At 67.3% G+C, this 13,318-nt stretch carries 9 protein-coding genes; 4 read left to right on the forward strand and 5 right to left on the reverse strand.

Annotated features, from left to right (window positions below; translation table 11 throughout):
• Window positions 1–56: 56 nt before the first annotated feature.
• Entirely contained in the window at window positions 57–872 is an 816-nt protein-coding gene (locus HMPREF1868_RS08785) for a tRNA (guanine(46)-N(7))-methyltransferase TrmB (protein ID WP_062531707.1), read from the reverse strand.
• Between the two features lie 347 nt (window positions 873–1,219).
• On the opposite strand from HMPREF1868_RS08785, the gene yfbR reads away from it, so the two are divergent.
• Window positions 1,220–1,834, forward strand: coding sequence for a 5'-deoxynucleotidase (gene yfbR / locus HMPREF1868_RS08790; RefSeq protein ID WP_062531708.1), 615 nt, complete (start codon window positions 1,220–1,222; stop codon window positions 1,832–1,834).
• A gap of 468 nt (window positions 1,835–2,302) precedes the next feature.
• Here yfbR and HMPREF1868_RS08795 read toward each other — a convergent pair whose 3' ends face one another.
• The 4 genes from HMPREF1868_RS08795 to HMPREF1868_RS08810 all read right to left on the reverse strand — a co-directional run bounded on the left by HMPREF1868_RS08795 (window position 2,303) and on the right by HMPREF1868_RS08810 (window position 8,901).
• Complete coding sequence (locus HMPREF1868_RS08795) at window positions 2,303–3,964, reverse strand: putative manganese-dependent inorganic diphosphatase (protein ID WP_009278536.1); 1,662 nt, start codon at window positions 3,962–3,964, stop codon at window positions 2,303–2,305.
• Between the two features lie 310 nt (window positions 3,965–4,274).
• The gene (locus HMPREF1868_RS08800) at window positions 4,275–6,440 is read right to left on the reverse strand and encodes a phage tail family protein (protein WP_062531709.1); all 2,166 of its coding nucleotides are present in this window, start codon (window positions 6,438–6,440) and stop codon (window positions 4,275–4,277) included.
• Between the two features lie 249 nt (window positions 6,441–6,689).
• The gene (locus tag HMPREF1868_RS08805; protein ID WP_062531710.1) at window positions 6,690–7,796 is read right to left on the reverse strand and encodes an asparaginase; all 1,107 of its coding nucleotides are present in this window, start codon (window positions 7,794–7,796) and stop codon (window positions 6,690–6,692) included.
• A gap of 100 nt (window positions 7,797–7,896) precedes the next feature.
• The gene (locus HMPREF1868_RS08810; RefSeq protein WP_062531711.1) at window positions 7,897–8,901 is read right to left on the reverse strand and encodes a DMT family transporter; all 1,005 of its coding nucleotides are present in this window, start codon (window positions 8,899–8,901) and stop codon (window positions 7,897–7,899) included.
• A 140-nt stretch (window positions 8,902–9,041) separates the two neighbouring features.
• Here HMPREF1868_RS08810 and HMPREF1868_RS08815 point away from each other — a divergent pair, with 140 nt between their 5' ends.
• The 3 genes from HMPREF1868_RS08815 to HMPREF1868_RS08825 all read left to right on the forward strand — a co-directional run bounded on the left by HMPREF1868_RS08815 (window position 9,042) and on the right by HMPREF1868_RS08825 (window position 12,692).
• Window positions 9,042–9,920 (forward strand): LysR family transcriptional regulator, encoded by an 879-nt coding sequence (locus tag HMPREF1868_RS08815; RefSeq protein WP_062531712.1) that lies wholly within the window; start codon window positions 9,042–9,044, stop codon window positions 9,918–9,920.
• Between the two features lie 333 nt (window positions 9,921–10,253).
• Window positions 10,254–11,933: an energy-dependent translational throttle protein EttA gene (gene ettA / locus HMPREF1868_RS08820; RefSeq protein WP_062531713.1), complete on the forward strand. Its 1,680-nt coding sequence runs from the start codon at window positions 10,254–10,256 to the stop codon at window positions 11,931–11,933.
• Between the two features lie 21 nt (window positions 11,934–11,954).
• Window positions 11,955–12,692, forward strand: a complete 738-nt coding sequence (locus HMPREF1868_RS08825) for a copper homeostasis protein CutC (RefSeq protein ID WP_062531714.1) — start codon at window positions 11,955–11,957, stop codon at window positions 12,690–12,692.
• Window positions 12,693–13,318: the final 626 nt, after the last annotated feature.

Below are 13,318 nucleotides of genomic sequence, written 5' to 3' on the forward strand. Positions count from 1 at the left end.
GCAGCGACCCGGTCCGGGCCGAGGCGGCGCCCCACTCCTGCCCTAGGGGGAGGCGCCTAGTGGCGCGCGCCCTGCTTGGCGCGCAGGTTCCGCAGGTTGGTGACCGTGCCCTGCATCCCGTGGGGCACGTAGGAGAGCTGGGTCAGGTCCTCGGGCAGGTACTCCGCCAGGCTCAGCTCGGCGGTCTGCTCCACCTGGCCCGTCAGCGGGCCTGGCGTCGCCTCCAGGCCGAACACGGTGGCACCTTGCCTGCCCAGGCGCTCCTCGTACCAGCTCACGGGGTCGTCGGGCCTGTCGGCACGGGCGTCCTCGCTCTTCCACGTCAGCTCGAATCCCGCGAGCTCGAACTGCGTGAGCGAGAACGCGAAGAGGGGTTGGCTGTCGGTCTTGAAGACGACGCTTCCGCCTGGGGCCAGGACCTGGCGGTACAGGAGAAGCTGGTCAAGGTGGGTGAGTCTCCGCGCCGCCTCCTTCTTCTTGGGGAAGGGCGTGGGGAAGTTGAGGATGATGCGGCCCACCTCGCCCGGGGCGAAGAGCTCGGCGACGTCTCGTCCCAGGGCGGGTACCAGGACCAGGTTGGCAAGGCCGTCCTCGACGGCCTTCTGCGCGGCGTAGGCGACGCAGATGGGCTCGGAGTCGATGCCCACGAAGAGCACGTCGGGCTCACGCGCGGCGGACTCGGCCGCGAAGCCGCCCTTGCCGCAGCCCAGGTCAAGCCGCAGCTCGCGGAGTCGAGGACCGCCCACGGGACTGCAGCCCTCGAGCCAGCGCCCGGCCAGGCGGCGCGGCTCGAGCTCGATGGCGTCGGCGTAGCGCTCGAGGCGCTCCTCGAGGACGAAGTTCTTGGGGAGACGTGCGTGCAGTCCGTGCATGAGACCTCTTCGTGCTGGTGGTCGGGGGCCGGTCTGGTCGTCGGGGGGGCGCCGCGTGCTGCTGTGTGTGGTGACGCGCCTAGACGGCCTCATAGGGCGCTTGGCATTATCGCACCGCCGCGGTATCGGGCTGGTTGTGCGGAAAAACTGCGCACGGTAGCTCCGAATTGTGGAGACGTTCGGCGTTTGCCCAGGATTGCCTCCCCGGCCCGGAATTCCGTGCGCACTTTTTTGCGCCAACAGTGGCATTCCGCCACTTGCGTGCCCGGCCCACATCCCCGGAGTCGGGCAATCCGTCCCGTCCCTTGGCTACGATGGTCCTCGTAGGTTTCGACGAGGGAGGCAGCATGTCTCAGTTCACGGCGATCATGGCGCGGCTCAAGTACATCGAGCGCTGGGCCCTCATGCGCAGCTCCCGGCCAGAGAACCTCAGCGAGCACTCGCTCGAGGTCGCCATGATTGCCCACTTGCTCTGCGTGATCGCCAACGTGCGCTACGGCCGCTCGCTCGACGAAGGCCGTGCCGCGCTCATGGGCATGTACCACGACGCGTCAGAGATCATTACGGGAGACCTCCCCACGCCGGTGAAGTACTTCAACCCCCAGATTCGCGACGCCTACAAGGGCGTCGAGTCCGCAGCGGAGGAGACGCTCCTCTCCACCCTGCCCGCCGACCTGCAGGGTAGCTTTCGGTCGGCGTTCGGCCTGGCAGGGGAGGGCGAGCCGGATGCGGTCGAGCGTGAGGACGAGGCGCATCTGCGACAGCTCGTGAAGGCGGCAGACAAGCTCTCGGCACTGATCAAGTGCCTGGAGGAGCGCTCTGCCGGCAACTCCGAGTTCGTGACGGCGGAGGCCTCGACGCGCGCCTCGCTCGAGCGGATGGCCGAGGGTCTCCCCGAGCTCCGGGACTTCATGGACGAGTTCCTGCCCTCCTACGGACACACCCTGGACCAGCTCCTCTAGGTACGGTCGTCAGAGGTACTGCAGCCAGGGTGTCCAGGTACACGGGGTGGGGGAGAGTCAGCTTCGCCGCGGGCCCTGCCGCTAGGCTCTTGCGTGGACTCCCGCACTTGTATGCGGATTCCGCACACAACGTGATTTCCATGCGCTTCATCTACCTGCTGTTATATGGATTCTAACTTTGTAATACGCCAACAAGGAGAGAAAAAACCGCATACAAAATCTTTGAACCGCATGCAGATAGGCTGCCCTCCTCGGACGTGAGCGTCCCCATGGTGCCGCCTCGCGTCGCGACTTCCAGTCTCCCATGGCGCGCCGCCTTGCGTCTGGCTGCCCCATGCCCGAAAAGCTCGTGCCGAGCAGTCGGGCTGTGGGCGGCCACTCAAACCGCAGCCACGAAAGGGGCCCCGCGGCGTCGTCTGCCGCGGGGCCCTGCCGCTGCCGGGTATGCGCGCCACTCTCGCTTGGGAGCTAGTCCTCCTGGGTGTCCTGCAGGGTGGTCATGAGCGCGGGGATGACCTGCTTCTTGCGGCTCACGACGCCTGGCAGGGTGGCGATGCCGTCGACGGGCTCCACGCCGAAGGCACGCGCGACGATCTCTTCCGCGCCGGCGCCGTAGTACAGCATCTCGGTGGTCTGACTCTTCACGTCGGTGAACATGTAGAAGACCAGCGGCAGCTCGTCAGCGGCGGCGCCCTCCTTGAGGTAGGGCCCCACCAGCGCCTCGGCCGCCTTGCGGCTGTTCTTGGTCATGAAGCTGCCCTGGCCCACGCCGAAGCGGGCGTTGCCGCGTGAGAAGACCTTGAAGTCCTGGTGGAAGACCTCCTCGGCCGTGCGTCCTGTGAGCTCCGCGCCGGCGTCGAACATCGCGTCGGCGTACTCGTCGATGTCCTCGCCGCAGATCTTCGCGAGCTGCTCGCCGGCATACTTGTCGCGGGGGGTGCAGGTGGGGGAGCGGAACGCCAGGGTGTCAGAGAGGATGGCGCTCATCATGAGGCCGGCGATGTTCTTGGGAATCTCGACGCCCTGCTCCTGGTACATGCTGTAGAGGATGGTGCAGGTGCAGCCCACCGGCTCGTTGCGGAAGCGCGCGGGGGCGGAGGTCTCGATGCTGCCGATGCGGTGGTGGTCGACGATCTCCATGATCACGGCCTGCTCGAGGCCGTCGACCGCCTGGGAGCGCTCGTTGTGGTCGACGAGGACCACGTGCTTGCGCGTCACGTTGAGCAGGTTGGGCGTGCTCACGAGGCCGCAGTAGTGGCCGTCCTCGTCCAGCACGGGGAAGAAGCGGTGGCGCGACTGGGTGATGGTCTTGCGCGCGTCGTCCACGGTGGTGTTGACGCTGAAGCGCAGCACGTCCTGGGCGTCGAGCATCTTGGCGCGCACGGGGATGGACATGCTGATCAGGCGGGCGGCGGCGTAGGTGTCGTAGGGCGTGGTGATTACGGTGCAGCCGTTGGCGCGGGCCGCGTCCACGACGACGTTGGAGAGCTGGGCGCCGTTGCACACGATGAGCAGCCCGGCGCCGGACTCGACGGCGAAGCGCTGGGTCTCGTAGCGGTTGGTGACGAGCACGGTGTCGTTGTGCTCGATCGCGCCCTCCATCATCTCGGGTGTGGTGCCCACGACGACCTTGCCCGTCTCGACGCGGGCCTCGGGGTCGCCCAGGACCATGCTGCCCTTCAGGGTCTGGATGATGTTGGAGTACTTGGTCTTCGCCTCTGCGATGACGCGCGTGTCGAAGATGTCCATGTTGGCGTTGGCGATGTCCTTCACGGCGATGAGGCCCTCGAGGTCGCCCTTTTCGTTGGTGATGCAGAGGGTGTCGGCCTTGCTGGAGCCCATGAGGTTCCAGGCGGCGAAGAGGCTCATCTCGCGGTCGATGCCGTCGGTGCGCTGGATCATGATGTCCTTGATTTGGGGGCGCACGCTGGTGATGAGCTGGGGCTCCTCGAAGCCGAAGTGCCTCAGGACGAAGGCGGTCTCGCGGTTGATGGTGCCGGCGCGACGCGCCTCGTACTGCACGTCCTCGGTCTGGTTCTTGAGGTAGGCCATGCTGATGGCCGAGCAGATGCTGTCTGTATCGGGATGCAGGTGGCCGATGACGTTGACCTTGCGGATGGTCTCGGGCATGGACTTCTCCTTGGAACTTGCGCTCGTGGGCGCGGGAGTCGGAACGTTCACCCTGAATTGTGCCACTACGCAGGCGTCTTGGGGCGCGTGGGCTTGGCGTGACGGGCGTGCGGGGCCCGTGTGCCGGTCGTGCGGGGCACGCACGTCACCGGACGCCGGTTTTTGCCCCCCCGGGAGCGCGTCAAAAGACTGCGCACGGTAGCGTCCAATTGTGGAGACGGTGAGGCAAAGGCCCAGTTGGGCCATCGCCTCGCAAAATCCAATGCGCAGTTTTTGGCAACGGCATCTCGCGCGGCGCGTCCCGACGTCGTCAGTCCCCAATTGCGTCCAGGCGGATGACGAACTTCGTTGTGCCATGCTGTCCCTCGGCGATGCCGGCGAAGCTCTCGTACTCGTCGGCGAGCTCGCTGACGGCGTCGAGGCGTGCGACGAGCTTCCTCATCGAGGAGCCGTCGAGTGCCTCGACCATCTTGGAGACGGCCTTCTCGTCGAAGGCCCTCAGGCCATCCGTCAGTTGGTCGGAGCCCACCGCGGCAGCGGACGAGCCCGTCGCAAGCGCCGAGGCGCCGTCCTGTAGCTGTTCGATGCCACCCACGAGTTGTCCGGCGCCCTGGTCGATCCGGCGCGCTCCCGTCGCGAGCTCGCCCGCACCGCTGGCGGCCTGGCCCAGGGCCTGGGCTAGCTGTTGTGCCCCGGCGCTGCTTGCGGCGGCGCCACCCAGGAGGCTGCCCGCGTCCTCCGCGCTCCCCAGCGCCCCATGGATGCTCACGATGCCCTGGTCGAGCTGGTGTGCCAGGGCGGCGACGCCCGCCAGCCCCGTGGCCTGCTCCTCGCTCCCACGTGCCGCGGCCACGAGATCGCCGCATGCGTCTGTTGCCGCGGAAGCGGCGCCGGACCTCTGTGCAATCGACTGTGCCGACGCCGCGGCGGAGGAGAGGGACGTGGCCTTCTCCTCGAGTTTCGTGACCTGTGCCGAGACGTCCTCGGGCTGGGGGACGGTGCTCGCGGTGCCCGCGGCATCGTTGAGCTTTTCGAGTGCGGAGGCAACGGCCTGCCTCTGCGCGTCGGTCATGCCGGTCTGGTCGATGCCCATGAGCGCCTCTCGCGCCTCGGCGACCTGGTTGCGCACGCCCTCCTGCGCACTCGCGTAGGCCTTGAGGGCGTCTGCCGAGCTGCCGAGCCTCTCGGCCGCGTCACCAGCGGCCGTGGCCGCCACCTGCGCGTCGTCGGCCGACTGGCCTACCTGGGTCGCCATGTCGGCGGCCTCGGAGGCGGCGTCCTTCGCCGAGGCTGCCTGCCTCTGGGCGCGCGTGAGCACGTCTCGCACGTCGCCAAGGGAGGCGCCCAGTGCGGCGGAGGCGCCCTGCAGGCCGGTGACGCCCCCGTTGAGCCTGCCCAGGCCTTCCGACAACGCCTGTCCGCCTGCCGCCAGGGACTCCGCGCCATCGCGCGCCTGGCCCACGCCCTGCGCAAGGCTGCTGGCGCCGTCGGCGAGCTGTCCCGTCGCCTGCGGCAGGAGCCCCGCCTCGGCGCGGAAGACGTCGACGCCTCTCGAGAGCGCGGTGTTGCCGTCCGAGATCTTCTGCAGGGCGCTGGCAAGCTCGTCCGAGCCGCTCATCAGCTGGCTCATGGAGCTCCGTAGCAGGTCGACGGTCTCGCCGTTGTCTTCCGCGTCAATCTTGCTGGTGTCGAGGTCCGAGAGCAGGCTGGGGGTGACGATGGTGGTCACGGAGCCCAGGCTGAAGTTCGTCACGTCAGCCTCGAGCTCGAAGTACTCGGGGAGCTCGATCTGGTCTCGGCTTAGGTCGAGGCTCCTCTGGAGTCCCGGCAGCGCGTAGCCTACCGCCATGGGCGTGTCGCCCGAAACCAGTCGCCCATTGGTGAGTTTCACGTCGTGGAACACGTCCTCGTCGAGGTCGACGGTGGTGATGGCAGCGAAGGGCGTGAAGAGCTCCCGCTGGCTGCCCTGCACGGAGCGAGTTGCCGAGGACTCGTTCTTGTAGTCGAAGCGCATGACGAGGTGGCCGCTCTTGCCGGCGAGCTCGCTGGCTTCGATGGGCCTGCCGTCCAGCGTGTAGCTCACGCTGATGGCCAGCGGCAGCGGCTTGTCGCTGCGACCGCTGTACGAGACCTTCTTTCCGTTTGCCGTCCAGCTCAGGCTCCCGTCCGCATTGGTGCTGAAGCCCTGTTTGTCGTCGGAGGGCTTGATGTCGCTCAGGTCGCTGCGGTCGGGGAGGGTTGCCGCCTTCCCGTCGTTGCTGAGGGTCTCCCTCACCGTGGTCTCGCGCACGTTTCCGCTGCTGTCCGCAGAGACGTAGACCGTCTCGCTCTTGTCGATGCCGGCACCCCCTGTCGCGAGGGCGGCTGCGGGCATCGCGAGCGCAGCCACGAGCGAGAGGCCGGCGACGGCCGAGAACGCGGCGGCCCTCAGGTGACGTGGGTGGGTGTGGTTGGTCTTCGGGAAGCGCCTGGCCATGGTTCCTCCAGCTGTCGCGTTGTGTCTCATCTGAGTTTACACAAGTAAACTTGAGGAATTGCGCGCTGTGGTGCAAAACTGCGCATGGAAGCTCCGAATTGTGGAGAGAAACGACAAAAGCCCAGTTACGCGAAGGGCATCCCAGGAATCGTGCGCACTTTTCGTGCAGCAGCCCTCTGGACGGTTCCCGTCCTGCCTCCCAATCGTCCTCGCGTCGCCCGCCAGGGTGTCCGTCGTGTGTCCGCCCGCCTATCCCAGCGTACGGTCGTGGTTCACAGGCGCGTAGAAGAGGCGCGCCACCTCGTCCTGGTCGCGCGTCTGGCCGAGGGCCCACATGGTCTTCGCCACCAGGGCCTCGGTGGTCATGTCATCTGCTCGCAGGATGCCCGGGTGGTCTGCGTATGCTCGACCGACCTCGTATACCCCCAGGTCGAGCCCCTCCTCGGGCACCTGGGTGGTGATGACCAGCGTCCGGCCCGATGCGACCCAGCCATAGATGGCCCGCTGGTAGGCGTTCCCGTCGTACTCGGGTATCCCGCCGATGCCAAAGGTCTCCAGTACCACGGCGTCGTAGTCCCGTCGCAGCAGGTCGAAGATGCTGGGCCTGAGCTCGGGGGTCAGCTTGAGGACGATGACCCTCTCGTCCAGCTCGTGGTAGAAGTCCGGTCGGCGTGCGGGCACGTCCGCTGCCGTCGCGTTCCCGTCCGTGGCCGCCGCACGCTCGCCCCTGCCCACTGCCAGGCAGTCGCCTGCCGCACGCCTGTCCCCGCCCACTGCCGCGCAATCGCTCGCTCCACCGCCCTGCCGTATGATCCGCTCCGACCTGATGACGGCCAGGGGAGGGTAATTCACGCTGGTGAAGGCGTTGAAGCTCAGCGTCCGCTGCTTGTGCGCCCGCGTTCCGGCTATGACGCTGCCGTTGAACGCCACGCTCACGTCCCGCGACCCGTCGTCGCAGGCATACAGGACGGATTGGTACAGGTTGAGTTTGGCGTCGGTGAAGGGGTTCGACATGGGCTGCTGGGATCCCGTGAGCACGATGGGCTTCCTGCTTCCGCGCACGAGGTAGCTCAGCGCCGCAGAGGTGTAGGCCATGGTGTCCGTGCCGTGCAGGACGACGAAGCCGTCGAAGTCGTCGTAGGCGCCCTCGATCATGGAGGCGATGCGCAGCCAGTCCATGGGCCGCATGTTGGTGCTGTCGATGTTCATCGGCTGGACGATGCTGAGCTCGCAGAGGTCGTCGAGCTGCGGGACGAAGGCCGCGAGCTCCTCTCCGCTGAGCGCGGGCGAGAGCCCGCCGCCCTGGGGCAGCGAGGCGATGGTGCCTCCCGTGGCGACGATCAGGATCCTCTTCATGGCGCGCATGCTCCCGTCTTGGGCCAAGCCGACGGGGTCATGGTAGCGGAAGGCGAGAGGGACGCGCCGTCGCTGTCGTTGGCGCCTGCCAGCGACGGGCCTACCGCGCGAGCACCGCCCTCCTGCGGACGAGTGCGTGCCTGCCACGCGTCGCCGCCAGACGAGCTGCGTCGCGCATCGCATCGATGGCGCCGCCCAACGCCGCGCCGCCCACGAGCTCGCTCGCCGCGGCACCGCCCACCACGAGCGCGGCCCCGAGCATGCGGCCGGGGGTCAGGGACTCTCTCAGGAGCAGCGCTCCCAGCGCCACCGCGCTCAGGGGCTCGAGGTATCCGCATACGGCGACGCGCTGGACCGGCAGCCTGCCCAGCGAGGAGAAGTACAGGTAGCAGCCCAGCCCGGTGTTGACCAGTCCCAGCACGAGCACGGCCGGCAGGTTGGCACCTGCGACCTGGCCGGGTGTCACGAGTCCGCCCGTCGGGATCGACCAGGCGGCGACCGCGGCGAAGCTCGCCAGCATCTGCACGCAGGCCGCCTCCATGCCGCCCACCTCGGGCGCCCGCTTCGAGAACACGACCATCACCGCGTACATGAGGGCGGAGGCCCCGCCCAGAGCGAGGCCGCGCGGGTCGGGCGCGCTGCCGCCGCACTGCGCGACCACGAGAAAGGCCCCCAAGACCACGCAGCCAAAGCCCGCGAGCTTGGGACCAGTGAGCCTCTCGCCAAAGAGGAGGGGGGAGAACAGCATCACGATGACCGGCCCGCAGTAGTACGCGAGCGACGCCACCCCCACGCCCACCAGGCGATATGCCGCAAAGAGGAAGATCCAGCCCACTCCCAGCGCGGCCCCGGAGAGCGCGAGCGCCGCCGCCTGCCGGGGATGCTCCAGGCAGGCGAGAGGTGCCACGGCCTGGCTCGCGGCACCATCTGCACCGGAGCGCCGCCGCCACAGGCTCGCGCCGAGTGCCGCGCACAGGGCGAGCGAGCCGAGCAGCGTGCGCAGGAGGACGACCTGTCCGCTGGGCAGGTCTATCTGGCTGGCTATGATCCCGTTGAACCCAAAGAGCAGAAGCGATGCCAGGTACTTCCCAAAATCTCGCGACATGGTGGAAGGGTCCTCCGAGCTCGTGCGAACAAATCAGCCATCAAACTTTCGCACGCGTCGGACCATATTAAAAGCGAATGTTTATCATGTTTGGCATGCAGGTTTGTGATGCATGGACGAGTGCCGGAAGCGGGGTCGCCGTGGAGTCAAACATCCAGAAGTACCAGGCCTTTCTCCAGACCGTCCGCCTGGGCAGCATCACCCGGGCAGCCAGGTCGCTCGACTACTCGCAGTCGGGCGTCAGTCGCATGGTCGCCGACCTCGAGCGGGCCTGGGGCGTGAGCCTGCTCGAGCGAGGCCATGGTGGCGTGCGCCTCACCGCCGAGGGCGAGCGACTCCTGCCCTTCGTGGAGGAGGTCTGCGAGGGCGCGCGCCGCCTGAGCATGCAGGTGGACGACATCAACGGCCTCGAGACGGGCACCGTTCGCATCGGCACCTTCTCGAGCGTGGCCACGCACTGGCTGCCGCGCATCATCAAGCGCTTCCAGCGGGACTTCCCCAACATCGAGTACGAGATGCTCCTGGGCGACTTCCCCGAAATCGAGCGCTGGTGCGAGGACGGCCGCGTCGACCTGGGCTTCCTGCCCTACGCGCCCGCCCCCGCGTCGCTGGGCGCGCGCTGGCTCGAGGATGACGAGCTCTTAGCCGTCCTTCCCGAGGGCCACGAGCTCGCGACGACCTCCGCCCCCGTGCCGCTCGCCCGCCTCTGCGAGGAGCCCTTCATCATGTTGGAGCAGTCGGGCGACGAGGAGGTGCGCTCCGTCTTCGCGCGCGCAGGCCTCACGCCGCGCGTCCGCTTCACCACCTTCGACGACTACGCGATCATGTCCATGGTCGAGAGCGGCCTGGGCCTGGCCATCCTTCCCGCGCTCATCCTGCGTCGCAACCCCTACCACGTCGCGGTGCGGCAGCTCGACCCGGTCGCGCACCGCTCGATCAACGTGGTCTATCGCGACCTCGACCGCCTGCCCCTGGCGGCGAAGCGCTTCCTCGGCTACCTCGACTACCGCAGCGGTTGAGGCGAGCGGCTTCCGCAGGCCCGAGTGGCCGCAGACGAGAGCGGCGCGCGACCTCGTCCGTAGCCCGTTTCCAGCGCCCGTCCAGTGCCGGCCTCGCGCCCCCGTGCGCCGCGCCTATTGCGCCCCCGTGCGCTGCGCCTATTGCGCCCCCGTGCGCTGCGCCTATTGCGCCCCCGTGCGCTGCGCCCCTCTCGCCCAGATGGCCGACCTCACATAGAATGGTGAACGAGCAACCGACCGGTCGACCGCAGGCGGTCGCGCAAGAAAGATATGCGCCGTCCCGCGCGCACGCGCCGGCAGGCCGCGTCCCCACCCCCAACCCAAGGAGTCCCCATGGCAGAATTCGTCTACCAGATGTACAAGGTCCGCAAGGCGTTTGGCGAGAAGGTCATCCTCGATGACGTCACGATGGGCTTCTATCCCGGCGCGAAGATCGGCGTCGTGGGCCCCAATGGCATGGGCAAGTCCACGCTGCTCAAGATCATGGCCGGCATGGAAGAGATCTCCAACGGAGAGGCACGCCTGGCGCCTGGCTTCAGCGTGGGCATCCTGCAGCAGGAGCCGCCGCTGGACGAGTCCAAGACCGTGGGGGAGAACATTCGCGAGGCCTTCGGCGATATCATCGCCAAGGTAGACCGCTTCAACCAGATCGGTAACGAGATGGCCGACCCCGATGCGGACTTCGACGCCCTCATGGCCGAGATGGGAGAGCTCCAGAACCAGATCGACGCCGCCAACGGCTGGGACCTCGACAGCCAGCTCAGCCAGGCCATGGACGCCCTGCAGTGCCCCGACCCCGACGAGGACGTGAGCCACCTCTCGGGCGGCGAGCGCAGGCGCGTCGCGCTCTGCAGGCTCCTCCTCGAGGCGCCCGACCTGCTGCTCCTCGACGAGCCCACCAACCACCTCGACGCCGAGTCGGTCCTCTGGCTCGAGCAGTTCCTCAAGGGCTACCCTGGCGCCGTCCTGGCCATCACCCACGACCGCTACTTCCTTGACAACGTGGCCGAGTGGATCTGCGAGGTGGACCGCGGCACGCTGTATCCCTACAAGGGCAACTACTCCACCTACCTCGAGACCAAGGCCGCCCGCCTCGAGATGGAGTCCAAGCAGAACGCCCGCCGCGCCAAGAAGATGAAGTCGGAGCTCGAGTGGGTGCGCAGCTCCCAGAAGGCCCGCCAGGCGAAGAGCAAGGCCCGTCTCGCCGCCTACGAGCAGATGGAGGCCGAGGCGCGCCGCGCCACCAAGGTCGACTTCACCGACATCCACATCCCCGTGGGCCCGCGCCTGGGCTCCAAGGTCCTGGAGGTCGAGCATCTGCACAAGGCCTTCGGCGACCGAGTGCTCATCGACGACCTCAGCTTCAGCCTGCCCCGCAACGGCATCGTGGGCGTCATTGGCCCCAACGGCGTGGGCAAGTCCACGCTCTTCAAGATGATCGTGGGTCAGGAGCGGCCCAGCTCCGGCACCCTCGAGCTGGGCGAGACCGTCCAGCTCTCGTACGTCGACCAGGGGCGCGAGGGGCTCGACCCCGACAAGAACGTCTGGGAGGTCGTCTCGGGCGGGAACGACTTCATCCAGGTGGGCACGACTGAGGTGCCCAGCCGCGCGTACGTGAGCGCCTTCGGCTTCAAGGGCACCGACCAGCAGAAGCCCTCGGGAGTGCTATCTGGCGGTGAGAGGAACCGCCTCAACCTGGCCCTCACGCTGCGCCAGGGCGGCAACCTGCTCCTGCTTGACGAGCCCACCAACGACCTCGACACCGAGACCCTGGAGTCGCTGGAGGAGGCGCTGCTCGAGTTCCCGGGCTGCGCGGTGATCACCAGCCACGACCGCTGGTTCATGGACCGCATCGCCACGCACATCCTGGCCTGGGAGGGCACGGACGAGAACCCCGGCGCCTGGACCTGGTTCGAGGGCAACTTCGAGGACTACCAGCGCGACCGCATCGCACGCCTGGGGCCGGACGCGGCGCGTCCGCACCGCATCCATCGCAAGCTGACGAGGGACTAGGGGAGAGGGGCTGTCGCTGCCATGATCGAGGTCTGCTGCGGGAGCGCGTCGGACGCCCTTGCCGCCTGGCGCGGGGGCGCGCGGCGCATCGAGCTCAACTCGGCCCTCGAGCTGGGCGGGCTCACCCCCAGCGTGGCCAGCCTGAGGCTGGTGAGGGAGTCCACGGGCCTCGAGGTCGTGGTGATGGCACGGCCACGAGGCGGGGGCTTCTGCTATGGGGGGCTTGAGTGGCGGCAGCTCCTGGACGAGGCCACGATGCTGCTCGAGGAGGGGGCGGACGGCATCGCTTTCGGGGTGCTGGACGCGCCGCGTCACCTTGACGAGGCGAGAACGGCGCAGATGGTGTCCCTGGTGCACTCGTATGGGGCGACGGTAGTCTTTCACAGGGCCTTCGACCTGGTGGACGAGCCACTTGCCGCGGCCCGGCTGCTGGTTGGGCTGGGCGTGGACCGCCTGCTCACCAGCGGGCAGAGGCACACGGCCTGGGAGGGGCGCGAGCTGATTCGCGAGCTTCAGGTGCAGCTGGGAGACGAGCTGCAGATACTGCCCGGGTCCGGCGTCAATGCGGGGAACGCGCGGGAGTTGAGGGAGTTCACGGGCGTGGGGCAGCTACACTCCTCCTGCCGAGCGCTGGTCGATGATGCCGCCGCCTCGGGTCGCGACGTGAGCTTCGCCGTGCAGGGGGGCGCCGACGTCGCACGTCGCTACCAGGTGAGCGAGGAGCTGGTTCGGGCGCTGGTCGCGACCGAGACGGCATAGCCGAAGATTGCTCCGACGTCGGCTTCCTCGCCTCTCCGCTGCTTCGCTCCTCTGCCTCTTTGCCTCACCCCTCTCACCCTGCGTTCTCTATGCATTTCTCTGACTTTTTCTGACAAAAGCCCAGGTAGATTTCTGCCGAGTTCAGGAGAAGGCATAGAGAACGCAGGCAGGTTCAGGAGAAGGCATAGAGAACGGCCGCCAACGACGCTGGGTCAGGGATCGGCATAGAGAACGCTTGCTGGGACGGGGGCGCGGGGCCGTGTTCGGGTCCGGCATGCGGCGCGCAAACGATCCGTGGCATGCGCGCCACTCTCGCTTGACCTGGCCTCTTGTGACGTGGCGTGCAGTTCATGCGTCGTTTGCGCATGACGCAGGTGCGCAGACGACTTTCTGGGCCAGTCATACGGCCAAGTCCTGACTCGCGTTGCGAAGTCAATGAATATTATTCTTATAATATTTTGTCAAAGGTAAGCAGTGTAAATGCTACTATTTAAGTGACTCTTACTATGAGTTTGAGAAAAAATGCAGTAAAACCGCGGTTCGTATGGCTAATATGGGAGTGTCTATAAAGTCCCTTAAAGGGTTCGCGTAGAGCATATTGTAATGATCGTATACCGTCTGCCACA

This window comes from Olsenella sp. DNF00959, assembly GCF_001553055.1.
In the GTDB taxonomy this organism is placed as follows: domain Bacteria; phylum Actinomycetota; class Coriobacteriia; order Coriobacteriales; family Atopobiaceae; genus Olsenella_I; species Olsenella_I phocaeensis.

Coding starts and splice junctions, on each gene's coding strand:
- HMPREF1868_RS08825 (WP_062531714.1), top strand. CDS start 11,955: ATGATCGAGGTCTGCTGCGGGAGCGCGTCGGACGCCCTTGCCGCCTGG.
- ettA (WP_062531713.1), top strand. CDS start 10,254: ATGGCAGAATTCGTCTACCAGATGTACAAGGTCCGCAAGGCGTTTGGC.
- HMPREF1868_RS08795 (WP_009278536.1), bottom strand. CDS start 3,964: ATGCCCGAGACCATCCGCAAGGTCAACGTCATCGGCCACCTGCATCCC.
- yfbR (WP_062531708.1), top strand. CDS start 1,220: ATGTCTCAGTTCACGGCGATCATGGCGCGGCTCAAGTACATCGAGCGC.
- HMPREF1868_RS08805 (WP_062531710.1), bottom strand. CDS start 7,796: ATGAAGAGGATCCTGATCGTCGCCACGGGAGGCACCATCGCCTCGCTG.
- HMPREF1868_RS08785 (WP_062531707.1), bottom strand. CDS start 872: ATGCACGGACTGCACGCACGTCTCCCCAAGAACTTCGTCCTCGAGGAG.
- HMPREF1868_RS08810 (WP_062531711.1), bottom strand. CDS start 8,901: ATGTCGCGAGATTTTGGGAAGTACCTGGCATCGCTTCTGCTCTTTGGG.
- HMPREF1868_RS08800 (WP_062531709.1), bottom strand. CDS start 6,440: ATGGCCAGGCGCTTCCCGAAGACCAACCACACCCACCCACGTCACCTG.